The sequence below is a fragment of the Sphingorhabdus sp. genome (assembly GCF_046596595.1).
Taxonomy (GTDB): Bacteria; Pseudomonadota; Alphaproteobacteria; order Sphingomonadales; family Sphingomonadaceae; genus Sphingorhabdus_B.
In genome coordinates, this window is sequence record NZ_JBKJMB010000124.1 from 64,850 (window position 1) to 86,758 (window position 21,909).

Here is a 21,909-nt window from a genome sequence, read left to right on the forward strand (position 1 = left end):
CATCTCACATGTAACGGCGGCGGTAGTGCGTATGCACGCAACCTGTAGTAGCAAATTGATACTCCAGGAGATCTCGCATTACGTTTCACGACAAAAACATGGATCCAACTTTTGCGGCAAGGATCAGCGCCGAACGTGACATGGTTTTAGCAAGCACGGTCTTTCAACGTTCACCCGTTTTGTCGGGCCTGCTGCGTTATCTTGTCGAACAAACGATATTGGGTCGCGCCAGCACATTGAAATCATTCATTGTTGCGGTCGATGCCTTAGGCCGTAAGGCGGATTTTGACTCTGCATCCGACAGCTCGGCGCGTGTGCAGATGGGCCGATTGCGCAAGATATTGGAAGGCTATTACGCTGCCAATGCGCCAGGCGATAGCGGGTGCATCTATCTGTTGCCTGGTTCCTATATCGTCCGGCTGGATTCGCGGGAGGTGGCATATCCAGCCCTGCCGCCGCTGCCGATCAAGGCTGAACCCTCTGTAAGCGGCCTCACAACCATTGCTGGTTCCCCCTCAATGGCCGGCGACCGCGCCCTGCCGTTTTACCGTCGCGGATATAACTGGCTCCTCCTCCTTCTGGGCACCATATTATTAACCGCAGCAGTTGGATATTTTGCCCAAAACAAGGCGGCTGTTGCTTTGGTACGTCAAAGCCCGATCCTCGAAATCACCCCTGTTGATGGCGGCACTGACGCAAACGCAATGCAACGGTCACGGATGATCATCAGCATTTTGGCCGATGACCTCAGCCGCTTTAAACTTTCACGGGTGCGCTTGGCCGATGGCTCAACCGTCAAGGGGTCCGCCAATGCGCCTGCCAACCTTTACCGTCTTCACACGCGGCTGGTCGCGGATGATGCTGACAATTTTACCTTGTATCTGAATATTGACGATGCCCAATCCGACGTTCTCATCTGGTCACGCGTGCTAAATATCCCGGCTGATTCAGCGGCCACACACGAAATGCTGGTACCTATCATGGCCGAAATTAATGGACCGCAAGGAATCATTGCCACTTATGAATCGGTATTGATGCGCAGCAGCGATGATGGCGGCTATCCGTGCCTGCTGAAATATTTCGAATTTGCCCGTTTTCACAGCGAGATTTTGGAAGAAAGGGTCGCCAACTGCCTGAAAAAACCTGTAACGGAGCAAACGTTGACCGGCACCATGCTGGGCGTGCAGGCAATGTTCGAAATGGAACGCAGCAATGCTTTGCAGGATTCCGATGCAGCCTATCGTCGTGGTATCGTGCTGGCACGAGCCGCGGTTAAGGCTGACCCCAATGACGGCTGGGCCAATTTTGCAATGGCACGGCTTTCCTATTTGCAGCGCGACTGCGACACCGCACGTTTCTACACCGAACGGACGGTGCAGGCGAACCCGAACAGCCCGGTGTTTTCATCGGTGCTTGCTGGCCTTGCCCCCATGTGTAGATTCCCGTTTGCGGGTAAATTGCTGGATCAGGCGATTGCGACGCAAAGCCCTTATTATGCGAAAGCACGGTTGTTGCTGGTCTTAAGTGCCATAGCGCAAAATCGTCCGGAAAAAATTGACGAAATTAATGCAGGCGAATTGCCCCTGTCGCGTGACAACCGCTCCAATTATTATCTGACCGAGGCGCTGATCGCGGCCAGCAGGGCGCAGCGCGCCGATGCCACCCGCTATTGGCAGCTGTTTGAAGCCAATGCCCCCAAGCAGAATGCAACACCTGATGAAAAACTGCGCAATATCATCTCAAATTCGGCAGCACGTGTGCAAGTGATGCTATATCTGAAAAAGGCCGGAGTGCCGCTGGTACAAAAAACGGGGTGACATTACTGCCACCCCAGTCGCTTCGGCTTGTGATATTGTTGTGCCTCCGCCTGTGCGCCTTTTCTATATTGCCAGCGGCAACGCAAGCAGCATGCCGATGAGGAGCGGAATGCTAAAGCTCGGGAAATACGGCGTTCTATTGGAATCTGGATTTTTCATGTCTTCCTGCTGCGTTCGGCAATAACTAAACACCAGCCCGAAAAATGGTTAACTCGGCGGCTTATTGCGAATTTACAATTTGGAATCAGACATTTGTATCGTCGCGGGACAATATCGGGTGTTCAGGTTAACGCCGGGTGCCAAAAAACCGCTATTTTACAACGCCTCGGTAACTCACGGTGCGCTCGGTTCCCGGCGCAATGACCGTGGAAAAGACCCACCGGACATGCGTTACGTCGTCTGGCGTTGCTGGGCGAAGAACCTCAGCGGTGCCAGCGGCATCCTTCGCCATCACTTTCAACTCGGCAAGCTTACCCCATGATTTGCCACCGTCGACCGACACCTCGGCCCAATCTTCGGCGACGGACGCAAACCGCACGGCAGCAGGCATAGGGTTCGTCGCCTTAAATCCCACAGCAGGTGCAGCGCCGCCATTTTTCACAAACAGGCTAAACAGCACATTATCGCCCGGAACTACCGCCACATCCTTTGGGGTATACAGAATGACTTTGTCCTTGCCGGCGGCGTCACGTTCAATCCGCTCAATCTTCACATCGCTGCGCAACGTAACCGGCGAGGCCGCGGCCTCTTGCGTCTGCGCTTGGGCCTGTTCAGCGATGAACGCGCTGCCGCAGGTCGCCACCGCACATGCCATTAAAAGGGCGGGCGTCACAAAGTTCAGTTTCATGATCAAACTTGCCTTATTTGGTCCAACAGCATTCTTATCCCGTATATTATGGCGCAGCGATGGTTAACAGCCGGTAAAAAGTCCATCTACAGCAGACTCAAACCGACACCGCAAAGCGCCGCCGTCATCAACACCGCAATGACGTTCCACTTCAACCGGAAAATGAGGAAAGCCGCCAAAATCGCGAGCACCGTTGCCTGCCAATTGAAGGTTGCGAGCTCGGGCCAATAAATCCGCAATGGACCAAATTGCCGTTCGCCGACGCTGGTGAACAACACATGCAAGGCAAACCACGCGGTCAAATTGGCAATCACCCCGACGACCGCTGCCGTTAACGTCGCAAGACCGCCCTTAAGCCACTTTGCACTTTCCATCCGCTCGATCCACGGCGCGAAGGCAAAAATCCACAGAAAACAGGGCGCAAAGGTCACCCAAATCGTAAGTCCAGCCCCTAAGATCCCGGCCACCAAGGGCGTAAATGGCTCCGGCGCGCGAAACGCCGCAAGATAGCCCACAAATTGCGTAACCAGTATCAGCGGGCCGGGCGTGGTTTCCGCCAGCCCCAGACCGTCGGCCATTTCGCCTGCCGATAACCAGCCAAAGCCGTTCACCGCTTCCTGCGCCATATACGCAAGCACTGCATACGCCCCGCCAAAGGTGACCAGAGCAAGCTGGGAAAAGAAAGTGCCAATGTCCCAAAGGACATGCGCGCGGCCCAATGTCAGCAATATGAGCAGCAATGGCGCGGCCCAGATCAGCAACCAGCCGACGACGGCCTGCGCGGTCATGCGCCATGGCTTGGTCACTGCCACGTTTCGGCTTTCCGCAGACTTAAGCGCCAACCAGTCGGGGCGGCGCGTGGCTACAATCATCCCCACAATGCCAGCGCCAAGCACGACAAACGGAAACGGCAGGTTCAGGAAGAACAGCGCGATGAACGCCGCCGCCGCAATGGCCTGCTTGAACCGCGTGTTCAGCGCCCGGCCACCAATCCGGATCAGCGCCTGCATGACGATCGACAGCACCACTGCCTTGATGCCAACAAACATCGCGGCAAACCATTCAAGGTCCGCCGCATAAGCATAGAGCATCGAGAGCGCCAAAATGACGAGCGCGCCGGGAATGACAAATAACAATCCTGCCGCCAAGCCACCTTTGATGCCATGCAGGCGCCAGCCAACCCATGTCGCAAGCTGCTGCGCTTCGGGTCCGGGCAACAGATGGCAGAAATTCAGCGCATGGAGATATTGCTCCTCATCGACCCAGCCCCGTTCCTCGACCAGCTCGCGGTGCATCAGCGCAATCTGCCCGGCTGGTCCCCCAAAGCTCAGGCAGCCAATTCGGGTAAATACCTTTACCAATTCACGAAAGTCGGGATGATTTAATTGCGCTGCCACATTCTGCTCCATGCCTTCGACATCCGCAAAACGCGGACACATAAGGCAACGCTTGGGCGAACCGCCTGACCGGGAGGTTGCTGTGTCCCGGTAATTGCGGTTTAGCAAAATTCTGGACCGGCTCAAGCCGGTTTGTACTGGCTGAAGGTGACATCGAACGCCGAAGCTTTGCAACATTGTTTAATTACTGCCAAGCGCTGCTGTTATCTCCACAAAAGGAATGCCCATGATCCCCTTCGTCACCATGACCGACAGCCGCGGCCAGAAAATATCGGTCAATCCGGAAATCGTTCAGTTCGTCCGCACCGCGGATAATGTCGACGATGAATGCCTGATCGTCTTCGGCAAAGACCAGTTGCTGCGCGTACGCGGCAGTTTGGAAGAAGTGACTGACAAGTTGCGCCACGGCTAAACTATTTGCGGGTCGACCTTAAAACCCCGCGGGCCGAACATAGCTTTGGCTTTTCAACTTGTCTTCCGCTACGCCGCCCGCAGTTACTGCCCTTTGTGCTGAAAGACGCATATGTCTGATCAAGCTGATACCCCGATAGTATGGAGCAACAAGCATCTTCGCCTCGCGGTCGAGGCGGCCTGCGTTGCGATGTGGTCGTGGAATGTCGAAGATAACAGCTTCCGCATGGACCCAAGAGGGTTTGAATTATGGGGCTTGCCATGGGCGGAGAGCGTCGAGTTTGAACAACTCTCGGCGCATATTCACCCGGCTGACCGCGACCGCGTGCGCGCCGCCTTTGTAGCGACACGTTCGGTTGCCGGTCCTTATGAAATTGATTTCCGCATCATTCTGGACGGCTGCGTCCGCTGGGTCTCCGCCCGGGGCCAAGGCGCCGACGAGGGCATCGTCGATGAGGTCATGTTCGGCGTTTTCCTCGATGTAACGGGTCGCAAACAGGCCGAGGAAGGCAATGAACTCCTCGCCGGCGAGATGAGCCACCGCGTCAAAAACCTGCTCGCCATCGCGACAAGCCTGACAACGCTGACATCGCGGTCGTCCAAATCGATCGAGGATATGACTCGTGACCTCACGCGCCGCTTGACCGCATTGGGGCGCGCGCATGACCTTGTTCGGCCGCTCCCACGTTCGCAGGGCAAGGCTGCGCTTTTGGGTGACGTCATCACCGTTTTGCTTGCGCCTTACGATGATTTGGGGGCCTTTAGCGGACGGGTGCGGGTCGCGGTTCCCCGCATGGGCATTGGCCAACGCAGCGCCAATGCCTTTGCCATGATATTGCACGAACTTGCCACCAACTCTGCCAAGCATGGGGCATTATCGAGCGAGGCCGGTGCCTTGGAAATCACCGGATCGATGATTGATGACCATCTGGAACTCGTCTGGGCTGAAACCGGTGGGCCACAGGTTGACGAAACGCCGACGCTTAGCGGCTTTGGCAGCAAAATGGCGGGGCAGATTGTCGATACCGAACTTAATGGCGCAATCACTTATGAATGGCAGCAATCCGGACTGGTCGCCACGGTCACTGCACGTGCGCTCCGCCTGCCCGATTAACTCCGCATTCACGCGGTTTGCGTAAAATTATCGGGCCTGCGTTAGTGATATTGTAACCCCGTTTCTTTATCAGTAATTACCTATGGGAATGACAGATTCTAAGTCGCCAACGGGCGCGGATTAGCAAATATGGCAGTCAATCGTCTGTTCAAGGGCTTTTCGGGAAGCACCACTGCCGATGACCGCAGCGGAGCTGCATCGGTTATTACGCCGAATGATACCAGCCGCCGCCTCGAGATATTGGATGATTTCGAACAGGCAGGCATTGGCTGGCTCTGGGCAACCGATGCCGAGGCGCGGCTCATCTATATCTCCGAAAAAGCGGCCGAGAAGCTGAAGCAACCCATGGACACGCTTCTTGCGCAACCTTTGACAGCGATATTCGAAACAGATGTCGAAAACCCTGGCGATCGTTCCGAACGGCCACTGAATTTTCAACTTACTGCGCGCAACAAGATACTGGACCATACGGTACGCTTCGCCTTGAACACCCCGAAGAGCGAACACCGGCAAAGCTGGTGGTCGATCTCAGGCCATCCGAAATTTGACGCAGCGGGCAGATTTCAGGGCTATCGCGGCAGCGCGAAGGACATCACCGTCGAACATGAACGCAAGGTCGTGGATTCGCGCCTTGCCGAATTTGACTCGCTCACTGGCCTTGCAAACCGGCATCGCATGGACAAAAAGCTTGAAAGCACGCTTGCCGCCTACAAGGCCGCAAAGCGATGCTGCACGCTCATCATGCTTGATCTCGACCGGTTCAAACATGTCAACGACACGCTTGGCCATCCGGCCGGCGACGAACTGCTGCGGCAAGTCGCACGCCGGCTTGAGCGCGTGGTCGGCAGCCGTGGCGAGATCGGCCGACTGGGCGGTGATGAATTCCAGATCATCCTCCCCGATATCGACGACCGCGGCAAATTAGGCGAGTTGTCGAACAAGATCATCCAGATCATCTCGCAACCTTATACGATCGACGACAAGCGCGCGACCATCGGCGCCTCGGTCGGTATCGCGATTGCGCCTTATGACGGCGTGGACAAGCTTGACGTCATCCACAACGCCGACCTTGCGCTTTATGCCGCGAAAAACGGCGGGCGCGGACAATTTCGCTTTTACTCCGCCGATTTAAAGGACGAAGCCGCAGAACGCGCGCTTTTGGAAGAGGGCCTGCGCGACGCACTCGCCAACGAAGCGCTTGATCTCCATTACCAACCCGTCGTGCGCGTCGAAGACAATATGGTCGTGGCACTCGAAGCGCTCATGCGCTGGGACCACCCCGAACGCGGGCCAATCAGCCCTGCCGTATTCATCCCCATTGCCGAAGAATCCGATCTCATCAACCAGATCGGTGCCTGGGCGCTGAACAAGGCGTGCACCGACGCGATGGCGTGGCCCAAATCGCTCCGTGTCGCGGTGAACGTCTCGGCAGCCCAGTTTGCGCATTCGGACCTTATCGATACCGTCACGCATGCGCTTGAGACATCGGGCCTTGCAGCCGACCGCCTTGAGCTTGAACTTACCGAAAGCGTGTTCATGGGCGACGGCGAGACCATCGACGACATCTTCCGCGCGCTGAAGCAACTTGGCGTTCGCCTGGCGCTGGATGACTTCGGCACGGGCTATTCATCATTAAGCTATCTGCAGTCCGCGCCGTTCGACAAGATCAAAGTCGACCGCACTTTTGTCGACGGTTGCACGCAAAAGGACCAGAATAGCGCAAAGATAATTGCCGCTATCATCGGCCTTTCCGACGCGTTGGGCATGGAAACCACCGTTGAGGGCGTGGAGGCATTCGACCAGCTTGAGATCGTACGCGGCATGAACGCGCGATTTATTCAGGGGTGGATCTACGCCAAGGCAATGCCGCAGGAGAATGTGCTCGAACGCCTCGCCAGCGGAGACTTGCGGATTGAACCCGACGGCCCGCTGCGTCATCGTCCAGAACGCCGCTCGGTTTTCCGCCGCATTGGTATTATCCACGACGACCATCGTTATGACGCATTAATGCGCAACCTGTCCAAGACCGGCGCGCTTATCGACGGCTTGCTTGGCGTGCCAACGGGTACTGGTCTCGTGCTTGACCTGACGGGAGGACAGTTGGTTGTCTGCACCGTGACGCGGGTTCAGGACGCAATGATCGCGGTCGAATTTGAAACCCCGTTGGTCAGCGACGGTGCTGGCGGCCTGTGTACCCGTCACCGCGTGTCACCTTATGTGCTCGCCAGCGCCGGGATGCAGGGCGATACGCCCAAAAGCAAACCCCTGTTTATCGAGGTTGCGGCCGTGTCCGGCCATGCGGCGATGGATTTTTCGGACTAATCCGCAAACAACTCTTTATGGTCAACCAATCCTGCGGCTACCAGCTCGGCCATCGACTGGTGCGGCCATCCTTCAGGGAAGGCCTGTCTGCAAATCGGACAGGTTTCTCCCACAGCAGACCTTCCGCTTGCTACCCATAATCGGACTTTCAAAAAACGATACCGATGGTCTCAACTGTAAATGATTGTCACGATATTGTGTGCGTCCTTATGCGTAGGTGCATCTTATGTCGCACCGTTCACGTATATAAGGAGTTGTGATCGTGATCAGCAACGGTTGATCAAAGTTCAAAGGACCTCCGGTATGTTCTTCAAGTTGGTCTCCGGTCTGTTCGCCACAACGCTTTTCACCTCCGTATCCTTTGCCTCTACCGAACCTCCTGCCGATCAAATATCACCAGAGGCTGGGGAAGCTTCAGATAAAGTATCGATTGTCGTTACCGGGCGCGCCACCGATCTTATTGGTAGCGCAACTGCTGCGTCTGAAGGCATCGTTGGTAAAGTTGATCTCGAGGACCGTCCGATTCAACGCATAGCTGAGTTGCTTGAAGTAATACCCGGTTTCATCGCCACGCAACATTCCGGGGGCGGCAAAGCGAACCAATATTTCCTGCGCGGCTTCAACCTCGACCACGGTACGGATTTTGCCGCATTCCACGACGGCGTGCCGGTTAACATGCGCACCCATGGACATGGACAAGGCTATTTGGATTTAAGCTTCGTTATCCCCGAACTCATCGACAGCGTAAGCTTTGCCAAGGGACCGTATCGTGCCGAGAACGGAGATTTTGCAACGGCGGGCTCTGCGCGATTTAAGACTGTGGACACGTTAGATGCACAATTCGCAAAAGCTGAGATCGGGACGAGCGATTACTACCGGTTCGTTGCGGCTGGATCAACCAAGCTCGGCGCGGGCGATGTTCTACTCGGAGTGGAAGCGCGCTACGATGATGGGCCTTATGATCTGTCGCAAAAGGTCAGGCTGTTCAGTGGTTTTGCGAAATGGACGGGGCCGCTTGGTGGCGGAACTCTGCGTGCCAGTGCTACAGGTTACCGCGTTGACTTCCGGTCATCCGAACAGATTCCACTTAGAGCGATTGAAAGCGGACAGATTGGTCGCTTTGGATTTTTCGATGACGATCTCGGCGGCGAAACGACGCGGATTGGCGCTGTGCTAAACTGGACCGACAATTCACCAGAGCCGCTCAATCTTTTGGCTTACGCGCATTATTACGATTTTCGGCTGACATCCAACTTCACCTATTTTCTCGACAACCCGGTCAATGGCGATGAGTTCGAGCAGCGCGACAGGCGAACAGTTGTCGGCGGCCGCATCGACAAGCGATTTAATGCACATGTTGGCGTGCCGATTGAGGTTCTGGTAGGCGCCGAAGGCCGATATGATTTTATCGACCGGATAGGCCTATATCGCACTGCAGCAAGAGACATATTGTCACCGGTGCGCGAAGATATGGTCAACGAGGGCTCTGCGGCAGTGTTCGCGGAAGTCACCGTCCGACCGATGCCCGAATTACGGATCATGCTTGGAGCGCGGGCGGATGCTTACCGCTTTGACGTCGAAGCCGATCTTGCCGCGAATTCGGGTAAGGACAGCGACGCGATTTTTAGTCCCAAGGCGTCCATCGCCTACACTCCGTTCGAGCAAATAGAATTTTACGCCAATTATGGGCGAGGCTTTCATTCGAACGATGCGCGAGGGACCAGCATCAACATCGACCCCAACACCGGCGGTGCGGCTGACAGGGTCGATGCTCTCGTCGCGGGAACGGGATATGAAGGCGGTGTCCGCGCACGCCCAATACCCGGATTGACGCTGACCGGGACCTATTGGTGGCTTGATCTCGACTCCGAGCTTTTATTCATTGGTGATGGCGGAACTACCGAAGCGCAGGGACCGTCCAAGCGTCAAGGTTATGAGCTGGGTGCATTTTATCAACCTGCGCCGTGGCTCACAATTGATGCTGAATATACCAAATCGCGAGGACGCCTTAGCGATCTACCCGATGCTGCAAACCGGATACCGGGCGCAATCGAAGAGGTTATCGCTGGTGGCTTTGTCGCCAAGTATAAGCAAGCATCGCTGGCAATGCGGCTGCGCCATTTTAGCAGCTACAGTCTGATAGAAGATAACAGTGTTCGCGCCGACCCTCTGACGGTCGTGAATGCTCGACTGGAATACCGGATTGGCCGCATTGAATTGGCAGCAGACTTGCTGAATGTTTTTAACGCAAGAGACAATGAGATCGAATATTTCTACGCATCGCGTCTTCCCGGTGAACCGGCAGGGGGAATCGAAGACCGGCACGTGCGCCCAATAGAACCGCGACAGTTGCGCGTTTCGGCAAAAGTCACTTTTTGAACATGCCTAATCTTCATGCTTATCCATTGCCATTGATGACTTTTTTTGGGGAGCCGACTACCGGGCTTAAGGTTCGGAATGTGCGCGCGAAGCTCTCGTTGGCTGGGCCAGTGATCTAAGGTTGACACAAAACTTCGCAACCAGCGGGCGTGCGATAGTTTCGGTGACGGTATTTGCATTTAAGCTGGCAGCAGCGGTTATCGTGAGACACCGGTGCGCAAATTTTACGCTACTCGCTCAGCTGTTCCTGCGATATTTGGCCCTTTTTGATAAAAACTGTGGTTCACAAAGCGTAGAACTACCGCACGAATAAATGCTGCTGCTCCCGACGTATTTCAAAAGAAACCATTTGTGCATACTTTGCTGTCATTGCGACCAAGGAGATATTGTTTACTAGGATATTGTGCGCCCCTGTTAAAAAAATAGGGAGTTGCGTCTCAAAACGTTATATTCTTTTAAATTAAGTAAGGAAAAATGTTGTTCGTTAAGAGTTGCCCGGAACACAAGACCAGAGCAGCAAGCGATTGTGGGTTAATTGATCGAACTTCCTTTGCACCACCCCAATGCAACGCTTGAGCAGGCTGGTGAAGAAACTCCTTATCGTTCTTGCATTGACCGTTGGCGTTGCCGTTCTGTGGCTTACTTATCAGCATGCGTCGGCGCCCAAGATATATGACTTCGCTAATGTGTCTGGTCCCAATCAAGCTACGCCCATCCAAGCGCCGGTTCCCGCACGCCTTCAAGATTATGAACGCGGAGGCCCAAACCGTCTGGCGATATTAGTGACCGACCCGGAATCGGACTGGCTTGGGCTCGTGCGCGCATTTAAATCTCAGGGCATTCCATTTAGCCTAACTCGAGACCCTGCCAAAGCACTTCGGCACCAGATGATATTTGTTTATCCGAGTATTTCGGGGCGTCTTCTGTCGCGCGAAGCTATTCAAGGCCTTGCAAAACACATCCGAAGCGGGGGGACGCTACTCACCTCTGACTTGGCGGGCGGAGGTCTTGAAGAATTGTTCGGGATCAGAAGTCAGGTAGCAAGCCGCGAACGCACGATCATTCGATGGACGGGGAACGGCACTAATCCCGAAGACAGACTAACACGTTTCAGCAGCCTGCGGGCTGAAGTCAAGATTGGCAGTTTGGGTATTATTCCGACAACAACGCAAGTATTGGGCACATTCGAAGATGGCAGCGCTGCCGCTGTTTGCAGGCGTGTGGGAGGTTTAGCTTGCATCATTGGCGTGGATATCGGCTCTATGGCGCAACGAGCAATGAATGGACGGTCCGAACTGTTCTCACCCGATTTTGTCAACACGTATAACCCGAGCATGGACGTGGCGATACGCTGGATACGCGATCTCTACATTCAAACTGAAGACGAACCTTATCTGATCGGGACAAGCCCGGCTGGCTATCAGGGTAGCCTTGTCCTGACGCACGATGTAGATTTTACGCGTTCTGTTCGAAATTCTGTAGTTTACGCGGACGCTATCAGAAAGCGGGGTGTTTCAGCGAGCTTCATGATCCAAACCAAATATGTGCGCGACTGGAACGACGACATATTTTTTAACGATGCTAATCTTCCAGCGTTTAAAAATGTTATGCCAGGCATGGAGATTGGCAGCCACAGTGTCGCACATGCACGCCCATTCAGTTCTTTTCCGATGGGTTCAGGTGATGAATACTATCCGCGATACCGACCCTTCGTCAAAACCAAAACAGTCACCAGTGGTGGCACCGTTTTGGGTGAACTGCGCGTGTCAAAGTTTTTGCTCGAGCAAGTGTTGCATACTGACAGTGTACGCTCTTTCCGGCCAGGTCATCTGTCGTATCCAGAAAGCCTGCCCGAAGCGCTTGCAGCGACCGGGTATCGCTACTCCTCTGCGTTGACTGCCAACAGTACGCTAAGTCATTACCCCTTTCAGCTGAGTTACGCGCGTTCGGGACAAGGCCTACTGAAAGCGTGGGAGTTCCCGGTTACAATCGAGGACGAGAAATTACCCCGGCTGGGCGATCGGTTCGACTCATCCGTAAAAGTCATAGACAAGATTGCCCGTAATGGTGGGGTCGCCGTAGTTCTAATCCATCCTGACATAACAGGTCATAAATTGCAGTTTGAAGAAAAGCTAATTGATCGGATGAAGGGAAAAATGTGGATTGGGTCGCTTGGTGCATTCGGCGATTGGTGGAGCGCTCGCGACATGGCTGATTTCGATTATACCGGAGGCATATTGAGCATTGTCGCACCTACGCGGCTCGATCAGGTCACAATCTACTTTCCAAAAGGCTCCGTCAAATCGCGCTCTCTAAATAACCTCAAAGGGGTACAGCGAGTGAGCATTCGTTAAGTCGTGGATACGTAATGGGCTTGATGTAACGTTATTTGGCATACCGTTGAGATGACGCCTTTGAGGAACAGATTCGCATTCGGTTCAGCGGTTCTGCCAGACTCACTGCCGCAATGTGTACAGTGTCAAATGTCTAGTGTAAGGAAAAATTTCATTGTTTTTCAAGGAAAACCGTCCGGTTGCTGTCAGCGGGTTAAATATGTGCGGCCAGGCCAACGGGCAAATGTTGGTAATGATGATATGACGCAGGAAAGGCTCATTTTGTGCGCATAACTGTCCTAGCCATGCCTGAGCGATAGCGGCGGCCTTTGTTACGACGCAGACGAAAGATTCCCGTCGGCTACCGACCTGTCATTGGACCTTGGCGAGTCATCTTGGGACCCCGATCAGCGGTCAGGGAGCTCTAAATGGACAATCACAATCGGCCTGTCGGTAAACGGCACAATCGTCTCCAAATCTGCCTGGCACTTAACCACCCATTTTTGAAGCATTGGCTCTATTTCGCTTGATCCACAAAAGCAGTCGTCGACTTTTGAGAATGGTGGCCAAACCAAAAGCAGGTTTGGTGACGCCCGAATAGCTGACAAAGCGGCGGATTAGTTAGCGGGCCCTGGCAGTTAGCGTAACGTCCGATCCAAAATATTGGTATCTGGCCCAAACCACTCGAGGGGTTGGGACGCCGCGGCAAATAATGTACGCGGCGTCCCGGAGGTTACGGCGGCCATATCAATCCGGGATTGAAACGCCATCTGTGACGTGGATCACGCCGTTCGACTGCATTACATTTGCCTGTGTCACATGAGACATCCCACCCTTGGCATCGGTTAACATGATCTTGTTGCCCATCATGCTTGCGGTAAGCGTTCCACCTTGGACGGTAGTAAGCCGGGCTTGACCGTTACCAGCCTTGATCTGCGCCATTAGGTCCGCAGCGGTGAGACGACCCGGAACGACATGGTAGGTTAGAACGGATTGTAACATCGACTGGTTTGCCGGCTGCAACAGCGTATCGACCGTTCCGGCTGGAAGCTTTGCGAATGCGGCATTGGTTGGAGCAAAGACGGTAAATGGCCCGTCACCGGACAAAGTATCGACGAGGCCGGCTGCCTTAACCGCGGCAACGAGAGTGGTGTGATCGCGTGAGTTTACCGCGTTTTCGACGATATTGCGGTTCGGATACATCGCAGCGCCGCCGACCATCACCGTCCCGCCGGCACTGGCGGATGTGGCTGTCATATCGTCAGTCATGGTCGTGCAGGCGCTGAGCGACAGAGCCATGACCAGCATGGCAGCGCTTACGCGAAAATTATTCTTGTTCATGATTGCAGTTCCTTAATCTCTCACAACTTGCATGTTGCTCAACAAGCAACGTCTGAAGTCGGGTTACGGATGCAGCGGTGAACAAAATTCGATCAAATCTCTGGCCATGCCAGTATCAGCCGGTTGACCGAATATTGCAGCTTCCTGAACTTGTCCTGCGATTATGCAATGAAGTCGCGTTGAACCAGCACGAATAGTTAATTTTTGGGACAATCGTTTTTGGCGCGGATGACGGTGTCTTCAAGCCTGCCTTCCAAATATTCCCAATCACGATCGAAATCTTCATCGCCATTTTCTGTTTGCAAAAACGCGTTCGACGAAGCCTGAAGCATCGCAATTTTTCTTTGAACCATCGCTATGAAAAATTCTGGCAAACAATAGTCGAATGAAGCTTCGTTGAGGTAGCCATCAGCTACCATTTTTTCCAACTCCTCACGCGCATAGGGCGCCAAGCTTTGGTCGAGCCGACTTGTAATATGCGACGGTTTTGCGCCATCCGGTGCACCTGCCAACACGTTCAGTATAGCATAACGGAGCCTTGAGTTTTCTGGTGGCATTACTCCATCCTCTCTCCCCTCCGATATATTTCTACGCCGTTGCGCACAAAATTCAAGCGTCCGGTCGCGGGCAACATTGTCGGAGACTCAATTGCGGACATTGCGTTTCGCATCCTCATTGAGACAATGGCGCGCGATCTTAGGAACCCATAAGTAGACGGGCGGCTTCTAAGGGACAGCCACCAAAAGCCGCCGGTCAGCACACGACAACATTGCGGACATTGCATCCTTACAAATTCCCAAAACGTATCTGGACAACGGATACTTACGAGGGGAAAATGCAGTGTATAATTTTACCGGGATAGCTCGAATTGCAGCGGCTCCATTTTTACTGTCTTCTGGGGCAGCCATCGAAGCACCTAGCGAAAAATTGTCTGAACAATCTAATTCTACACGGCTGATCCAAAGCGTCACAATAGGCACGCAGACGTGGATGAAAGAAAATTATGCCGGGACCAGCTTTCGCAATGGCGATCCCATTCCACGGGTCGCCGACGCCTCTTCGTGGGCTGAAGCAGGCAGAAGTGACACTGCAGCCTACACGACCTACGCTAATCAGGTGACCCCGCCAAAAAATTGGGGTCTGCTCTATAACTTTGCGGCTATCAACGATGCCCGCGGCATTTGTCCTGAAGGATGGCGTGTCCCGAACAATCGCGACTGGCAGGCGTTAGAGGTTTTCTTAGGCGGCGGCAGTCAAGCGACAGCAGCATTGAAAGCAACCCAAGGCTGGTCTGGAACGACTGGCGGGGCCAATACGAGTGGATTTGGAGCCTTGCCAGCCGGTTGGCGAACGCAGGATGGGATCTTCTATCTGGCTGGTCGCATCGGCTATTTTTGGACCCGTGATCTGTCGCCTGACGGAACTGTTCTGTCACATATGGTCTTCGATGTAGATCGACCTATATTCAGGATTGGCTATAACCCTGGCATGGGCCAGTCTCTCCGTTGCATAGCTAATTGAAAAGCGGTTAGCTTTCAGCACGCAGCGAGGCTTTGGGCAGCCCACAACCTCATTCACAACAGCAATTGTTTGTGTCGCAAGGAGAATGTCTGCTTCCGACCCAAAATCGGTCATAAAATAATCGTTCCAAAATAGCTGAAAGCAGACGTTCATCGCCCCATGTTTGGAATAGGCTGACCCATGCTGGGTAGTCGCCCCGTGCCAAGTTCGCAAAAAAGTTAATAAATTGTGAACGAGATGAAACTGTTTTGAAAGATGTCACGTAGATGTACGTGAGGTAAATTCATGCCTCTGAATTCAATTGAACTTTGGAGGTGGAAAATGATGAAATTCTATTTAATCGCAGCCGCAACGGCCGCCCTTGCTTTATCCGTTCCCGCACATGCTGCAGAAATCGTCGCTGTCGACGAAAACAATAATCTGGTCAATTTTGACAGTGCGACCCCGAGCACGTTTACGCGTAGCATTAAGATCACCGGCACGACGGCTACTCTTCTCGCACTCGATGTACGCGACAGCAATATGACGCTGTACGGGCTGGGTGATGATTTCCGTCTGTACACGATTAACCAGCTAACAGGTTTGGCCTCGGCAGTTGGCGGAGCGCTTGCGCTAACCGGCACGAATTTTGGCTTCGACTTTAACACGGCAATTGATGCGCTCCGAATTGTAAGCAACGACGGAAGCAATTACGTTGTGAATCCCAATACTGGAACGCTCACCACGGTTGCTACGCCAGTATTTTTTGCCGCAGGTGATCCAAATAGCGGGCAGACGCCCGTTGTCACCGCTAACGGCTATCGTCATGGCACAGCGACACAGTTTGCAATTTCGACCAGTCAGGATGTGTTAGTAACACAAGGCAACAACGCAGGAACGCTCAATACGGTCGGTTCGTTGGGTGTGGCTGTTGGACCACGTTCAAGCTTTGATATTGGGTTCGACGGTGTGGGCTATCTGGCGGACACCAACAACTTCTACACGGTTAACCTGTCCACCGGGCAGGCAACGCTTGTTGGCAACACCGCAAGATCGGTTTTCGGCATTACAGCCTTACAAGGCGCAGTGCCCGAGCCAGCGACATGGCTGATGATGTTGCTTGGCATGGCAAGCATCGGTTTTTCGATGCGCCGCAAGAAAGAGTCAGGGCCACGCGTCCGCTTCGCCTAATATTACCCCTGTTGTCAGCGCAGCCTAAAAGCTCAATTTCGCAACACACCGAAAATAGACCCCGCTTTGATGAAGCGGGGTTTATTTTTAAAAGTTTGGCAATTGTCGGTTGTCGCTGGAAGCGGCCCAATTGTAGACATAACGATGACGACCAACCCGGCATGGCGCGACCTGGCTGAAGATTTGGGTTTTCCGCCGCTGGACGTGTATTGAGTAAGCTGAGCGTTTCAAAAGTAAGATCCTGAAACAAGTTCAGCATGACGGTGGGGGTATGCTGAAACGAGGTCAGCTTGACGGGTTGGGGGTTGAAGCAGGATGTTGGGCACAACACGCTGAATTGCCCTTTGGATCGTCACCCTGAACTCGTGTCTGCTCCGTGACCTACTTCTTTACTCCGTCACCCTGAACTTGTTTCAGGGTCTTAATTCCGCCCACGCCGTGGCATGCGCGCTGGTGGCGTTTTTAACCCCTCGCCACCTTGCACCCCTATTCCATCCGCGCTAAGGCCCGGCCAGCAAACGACTCTCCCGCTTTTATGCTGGTTTGACGCGCGAATTCGGGCACTTATTGTGTCGGCACGTGTTGTCATCCCCATCCGGCCGAAAGCCAATTTACAAGGGACACCATAAACATGACCGCAATCGGATTAGACAGCCTGCAAACCCGTTCCACTTTGACCGCTGGCGGCAAGACGGTGGATTATTTTTCGATACAGAAGGTTTCCGATAAATTGGGCGATGTGTCGCGGTTGCCGTTTTCGATGAAGGTATTGCTCGAAAACCTGCTCCGTTTTGAAGATGGCGGCTTTACTGTTTCGGTGCAGGATATTCAGGCGCTGATCGATTGGCAGAAAGAAGCCAAGTCGACGCGCGAAATCCAATACCGCCCTGCCCGCGTTTTGTTGCAGGATTTTACCGGCGTGCCTTGCGTTGTTGACCTTGCCGCCATGCGCGACGCCATGACCGCGTTAAAGGCCGATCCGTCGAAGATCAACCCGCTCGTCCCTGTCCATCTGGTCATTGATCACAGCGTCATGGTCGATGAATTCGGCCACCCCAAGGCCGCCGAGCAGAATGTCGAAATCGAATATCAGCGCAATGCAGAGCGTTACGACTTTTTGAAATGGGGTTCAAAGTCGCTGAACAATTTCAAGGCGGTTCCTCCCGGCACCGGCATTTGCCATCAGGTCAATCTGGAGCATATCGCGCAGGCCGTATGGACCAGCGTTGGTGTCGACGGCGTGACCATGGCCTATCCCGACACCTGCGTTGGCACCGACAGCCACACGACGATGATCAACGGTCTTGGCGTGCTTGGCTGGGGCGTTGGCGGGATTGAAGCCGAGGCGGCAATGCTCGGCCAGCCGGTATCGATGCTCATCCCCGAAGTTGTCGGGTTCAAGCTCACCGGCGCATTGGCCGAGGGCGTGACCGCGACTGACCTTGTGTTGACCGCAACGCAGATGCTGCGCGCCAAGGGCGTGGTTGGCCGCTTTGTCGAGTATTATGGCCCCGGCCTTGCGTCCTTGTCGCTTGCCGACCGCGCGACTTTGGCCAATATGGCGCCCGAATATGGTGCGACCTGTGGTTTCTTCGGCATCGATGAAAAGACTCTGGAATATCTGCGCCTGACTGGCCGCGATGAAGACCAGATTGCCTTGGTCGAAGCCTATGCAAAGGAACAGGGCCTGTGGGCTTATGCCGATATGGCTGACCCGATTTTCACGGACATGCTTGAGCTCGACATGGCAAGCGTGGTGCCATCGCTTGCTGGCCCCAAGCGCCCGCAGGACAAGGTTGTCCTTACGCAGGTCGACAATGTGTTCAACGACGACCTTGTCAACGTCTACAAGCATGACAGCGCCAAGCGCGTCGCGGTTGAGGGCAAGACGCATGATATCGGCGATGGCGACGTGGTGATTGCCGCGATCACCAGCTGCACCAACACCTCGAACCCGAGCGTATTGGTCGCGGCGGGATTGGTGGCGCGCAAGGCCAACGCCTTTGGCTTGCGTCCCAAGCCATGGGTGAAAACTTCACTTGCGCCGGGCTCACAGGTCGTCACCGATTATCTCGATCGTGCCGGTCTGACCGCGGATCTCGACGCCATCGGCTTCAACCTTGTCGGCTATGGCTGCACGACCTGCATCGGCAACTCTGGGCCGTTGGCTGAGCCGATTTCGGCGGCGATCAACGGTCATGACATTGTTGCGGCCTCGGTGATTTCCGGCAACCGCAACTTTGAAGGGCGCGTGTCGCCCGATGTACGCGCCAACTTCCTCGCCTCGCCGCCCTTGGTGGTGGCCTATGCTTTGAAGGGGACGGTGACCGAAGACTTCACCACGACGCCCATTGGTCAGGCGACCGACGGCTCGGATGTGTTCCTGAAGGACATTTGGCCGACGAACCAAGAGGTGCATGATGTCATGACTGCAAACATCGACCGTTCGATGTTCACGGCGCGTTATGCCAAGGTTTATGAAGGCGATGCGCACTGGCAGAAGATTCAGGTCGAGGGATCGGACACCTATCAATGGCGCGCCGGGTCGACTTATGTCGCAAATCCGCCCTATTTTGAAGGGATGAGCATGACGCCGGCGCCGGTGATGGACATCATCGAGGCACGGCCGCTGGCGATATTGGGCGACTCGATCACCACCGACCATATTTCACCCGCCGGAAGCATCAAGGCGGACTCGCCAGCGGGGAAATTTCTTTTAGAACATCAGGTTAGCAAGGCAGACTTCAACAGCTACGGCGCGCGCCGCGGCCACCACGAGGTCATGATGCGCGGCACCTTTGCCAACATCCGGATCAAGAACGAAATGGTCCCCGGAATCGAAGGCGGCATGTCGAGCTACAAAAGCGAAGTGATGCCGATCTACGACGCGGCCATGAAGCACAAGGCCGATGGCACGCCTTTGGTGGTGATCGCCGGCAAGGAATATGGCACCGGCTCTTCGCGCGATTGGGCGGCAAAAGGCACCAATTTACTTGGCGTTCGCGCCGTGATCGTCGAAAGCTTCGAACGCATCCACCGTTCGAACCTGGTCGGTATGGGCGTCTTGCCCTTGCAGTTCATGGACGGCGAAAGCCGGACGACTTTGGGCCTGACGGCAGATGACAGCTTCACGATCACCAGCGTTGGCAAGCTTCAACCGCGTCAGACGGTAACGGTCATGGTCACCCGCAAGGATGGAACCACGTTCAATTTCGATACATTGTGCCGGATCGACACCGCCAACGAAGTCGAATATTTCATGAACGGCGGCATCCTGCATTATGTGCTCAGGAAGCTTGCGGCTTAATCATAACTCCGATTCAGTTGCCCCGTCGCCCCAGCGCAGGCTGGGGCCCATCACGTCTGTCAATTTAGACTGCAACGCGAGATAGACTCCAGACTACGCTGGAGCGACGCATTATTTGGCGGACTAAACCCGCGCTAAAACCGACAGTGCCGCCTTCAAATGCGGCGCGTCGATCATCTTGCCATCAAGTTGAAGCACGCCAGCACCGGGGTTTGCAGAGAATGCGTCCACCACTGACTGAGCATGCGCGAGTTGCGTGGATGAAGGCGTAAATCCAGCGTTGATTGCCGACACCTGCGATGGGTGAATGGCAAGCATCCCGGTAAAACCGTCTCGCGCAGCGCGAGCAACGTAAGCGGTGAGACCAGCCTCATCTCCTATGTCCGGAAACACCGTATCAATCGCCGCGACCCCAGCAGCATGCGCCGCGAATAATGTCAGAGACCGCACCATTTCATATGGCGCGGTGTAACGGCCGTCGGGTTCACGCGATGTCGCCGCGCCAACTGCCGCAGGCAAATCCTCCGCGCCCCAGCTGACGCCGGCCAGATAATGCGCCACATCACGCAAGGTGCCGAGATCAAACACCGCTCCAGGCGTTTCAGTCGCAATGGGGAGGATCGGCGGTGCCTCTCCGTCCTGACTGTCCGCAACAGCCGCAGCCTGCGCCCGAAGCCAGTTCACAGAGCGCGCACCCTCTGCCTTAGGTAACACAATGCCATCGGGCATATAGGGCAATACGGACGCCAAGTCGTCATAGGTCAGATGGCTATCCTGCGGGTTGACGCGCACGAACACGGGCACGGGGCGGTCGCCGGACAGATACTCCGCCGTCGCCTCTCGCGCAAAAACCTTGCGCTCCAAGCCGACCGAATCTTCGAGGTCAATGATGATCGCATCTGCGCCACTGGAGGCAGCCTTTGCAAAGCGATCAGGCCGGTCACCCGGGACGAAAAGGAGCGAGCGCAGTTTCATATCTGCACCGTAGACCAAATCATTGGATCCACAAATACCGTAGTGCTGAGCTCTGTCGAAGCACGCCTGTCCGGATAAACGCCCTTCGACAGGCGAGTAACAATTAAGACGCCGACTTCTTCAACAGCGCAGCGCGCTCGCAACTGCAGACGACCTCATCACGCTGGTTGATGCAACGATGCAAAAACGTCACTACGCCGGCGTCAGGACGCGACTTGCTCTCCTTCAGCGCTATGACCTCGGTTTCCGCCCGGAGCGTGTCACCGATAAACACCGGTTTTGGCATCACCAACTTGTCATAGCCAAGGTTCGCAACCAACGTGCCCAGCGTGGTTTCCCCCACCGACAATCCGACCATAAGCGCAAAAGTGAAAGTGCCGTTTACGAGGATTTGCCCAAACTCGCTGGCCTTCGCCGCCTCCGCATCGATATGCAGCGGCTGCGGATTGTGTGTCATGACCGAAAAAAGCAGATTATCTGTCTCGGTTACCGTCCGGCGAATTTCGTGAATGATGCTGTCGCCGATTTGCCATTGGTTGAAATATTTGCCTGCCATTACAGTTGCCCTCTTACAGCACCGTCACCCTGAACTCGTTTCAGGGTCTATCTATCCGCCTCGACCGATGGTTTGTGAGGCACGATGGACCCTGAAACAAGTTCAGGGTGACGCTTAACTAACGTCATGCCTGCTCCACCGGTTGTATCCGCACCAAGAGCGCCTCCACCTGCACCTGTCCGCCAACCTCGGCGTTCAGTTCCGTGACCATGCCGTCAAATGGTGCCGTCAAACTGTGCTCCATTTTCATGGCCTCAAGTGTCACGAGCTTTTGCCCTTTCGCCACAATATCCCCTGCCGCAACCTCGACCGCGATAATGCGGCCGGGCATAGGCGACAATATCGCGCCATCGCTCGCGGCGCTTTGGCCGGAGCCGCGTGGTTCATGCAGAACATAGCGGCGCGCAAAGCCATCGGAA

General features: G+C 54.8%; 16 protein-coding genes. 9 read left to right on the forward strand and 7 right to left on the reverse strand.

What is annotated here, in order from left to right:
* The first annotated feature begins 98 nt into the window (after nucleotides 1-98).
* A complete protein-coding gene (locus ACLL9E_RS12775) occupies nucleotides 99-1,817 on the forward strand; it encodes a tetratricopeptide repeat protein (protein ID WP_411292113.1) in 1,719 nt (572 codons plus the stop codon).
* Between the two features lie 310 nt (nucleotides 1,818-2,127).
* Here the strand turns inward: ACLL9E_RS12775 and ACLL9E_RS12780 are convergent, their stop codons facing one another.
* A complete protein-coding gene (locus ACLL9E_RS12780) occupies nucleotides 2,128-2,664 on the reverse strand; it encodes a hypothetical protein (RefSeq protein ID WP_411292114.1) in 537 nt (178 codons plus the stop codon).
* Between the two features lie 86 nt (nucleotides 2,665-2,750).
* Nucleotides 2,751-4,073, reverse strand: coding sequence for a chromate efflux transporter (gene chrA / locus ACLL9E_RS12785; RefSeq protein ID WP_411292134.1), 1,323 nt, complete (start codon nucleotides 4,071-4,073; stop codon nucleotides 2,751-2,753).
* Nucleotides 4,074-4,287: 214 nt separating this feature from the next.
* Here chrA and ACLL9E_RS12790 point away from each other — a divergent pair, with 214 nt between their 5' ends.
* The 5 genes from ACLL9E_RS12790 (at nucleotide 4,288) to ACLL9E_RS12810 (ending at nucleotide 12,641) form a co-directional block, all read left to right on the forward strand.
* Nucleotides 4,288-4,473, forward strand: coding sequence for a hypothetical protein (locus tag ACLL9E_RS12790; protein WP_411292115.1), 186 nt, complete (start codon nucleotides 4,288-4,290; stop codon nucleotides 4,471-4,473).
* A 111-nt stretch (nucleotides 4,474-4,584) separates the two neighbouring features.
* Nucleotides 4,585-5,586 (forward strand): sensor histidine kinase, encoded by a 1,002-nt coding sequence (locus ACLL9E_RS12795; RefSeq protein WP_411292116.1) that lies wholly within the window; start codon nucleotides 4,585-4,587, stop codon nucleotides 5,584-5,586.
* A gap of 129 nt (nucleotides 5,587-5,715) precedes the next feature.
* Complete coding sequence (locus ACLL9E_RS12800) at nucleotides 5,716-7,908, forward strand: putative bifunctional diguanylate cyclase/phosphodiesterase (protein ID WP_411292117.1); 2,193 nt, start codon at nucleotides 5,716-5,718, stop codon at nucleotides 7,906-7,908.
* Nucleotides 7,909-8,211: 303 nt separating this feature from the next.
* Nucleotides 8,212-10,287: a TonB-dependent receptor gene (locus tag ACLL9E_RS12805; protein ID WP_411292118.1), complete on the forward strand. Its 2,076-nt coding sequence runs from the start codon at nucleotides 8,212-8,214 to the stop codon at nucleotides 10,285-10,287.
* Nucleotides 10,288-11,102: 815 nt separating this feature from the next.
* Nucleotides 11,103-12,641: a hypothetical protein gene (locus ACLL9E_RS12810; RefSeq protein WP_411292119.1), complete on the forward strand. Its 1,539-nt coding sequence runs from the start codon at nucleotides 11,103-11,105 to the stop codon at nucleotides 12,639-12,641.
* 726 nt (nucleotides 12,642-13,367) lie between these two features.
* On the opposite strand, the gene ACLL9E_RS12815 is transcribed toward ACLL9E_RS12810, so the two are convergent.
* Together ACLL9E_RS12815 and ACLL9E_RS12820 are read right to left on the reverse strand one after the other, a co-directional pair.
* Nucleotides 13,368-13,961 carry a fasciclin domain-containing protein gene (locus ACLL9E_RS12815; protein WP_411292120.1) on the reverse strand — a complete coding sequence of 198 codons (594 nt, stop codon included), beginning with the start codon at nucleotides 13,959-13,961 and terminating at the stop codon, nucleotides 13,368-13,370.
* A gap of 197 nt (nucleotides 13,962-14,158) precedes the next feature.
* On the reverse strand, nucleotides 14,159-14,518 hold the full coding sequence (locus tag ACLL9E_RS12820; protein WP_411292121.1) for a hypothetical protein: 360 nt from the start codon (nucleotides 14,516-14,518) through the stop codon (nucleotides 14,159-14,161).
* A 283-nt stretch (nucleotides 14,519-14,801) separates the two neighbouring features.
* Between ACLL9E_RS12820 and ACLL9E_RS12825 the strand changes: the two genes are divergently transcribed.
* The 3 genes from ACLL9E_RS12825 to acnA all read left to right on the forward strand — a co-directional run bounded on the left by ACLL9E_RS12825 (nucleotide 14,802) and on the right by acnA (nucleotide 19,959).
* Nucleotides 14,802-15,482, forward strand: a complete 681-nt coding sequence (locus ACLL9E_RS12825) for a fibrobacter succinogenes major paralogous domain-containing protein (protein WP_411292122.1) — start codon at nucleotides 14,802-14,804, stop codon at nucleotides 15,480-15,482.
* A gap of 321 nt (nucleotides 15,483-15,803) precedes the next feature.
* A complete protein-coding gene (locus ACLL9E_RS12830) occupies nucleotides 15,804-16,652 on the forward strand; it encodes a DUF4394 domain-containing protein (RefSeq protein ID WP_411292123.1) in 849 nt (282 codons plus the stop codon).
* A 631-nt stretch (nucleotides 16,653-17,283) separates the two neighbouring features.
* On the forward strand, nucleotides 17,284-19,959 hold the full coding sequence (acnA, locus tag ACLL9E_RS12835; protein WP_411292124.1) for an aconitate hydratase AcnA: 2,676 nt from the start codon (nucleotides 17,284-17,286) through the stop codon (nucleotides 19,957-19,959).
* Between the two features lie 123 nt (nucleotides 19,960-20,082).
* Here the strand turns inward: acnA and ACLL9E_RS12840 are convergent, their stop codons facing one another.
* The 3 genes from ACLL9E_RS12840 to ACLL9E_RS12850 all read right to left on the reverse strand — a co-directional run.
* On the reverse strand, nucleotides 20,083-20,934 hold the full coding sequence (locus ACLL9E_RS12840; RefSeq protein WP_411292125.1) for an HpcH/HpaI aldolase/citrate lyase family protein: 852 nt from the start codon (nucleotides 20,932-20,934) through the stop codon (nucleotides 20,083-20,085).
* A gap of 103 nt (nucleotides 20,935-21,037) precedes the next feature.
* Nucleotides 21,038-21,490, reverse strand: coding sequence for a MaoC family dehydratase (locus tag ACLL9E_RS12845; protein WP_411292126.1), 453 nt, complete (start codon nucleotides 21,488-21,490; stop codon nucleotides 21,038-21,040).
* Between the two features lie 124 nt (nucleotides 21,491-21,614).
* The coding region (locus tag ACLL9E_RS12850) for an acetyl-CoA carboxylase biotin carboxyl carrier protein subunit (RefSeq protein WP_411292127.1) at nucleotides 21,615-21,909 on the reverse strand (295 nt) is incomplete at its 5' end.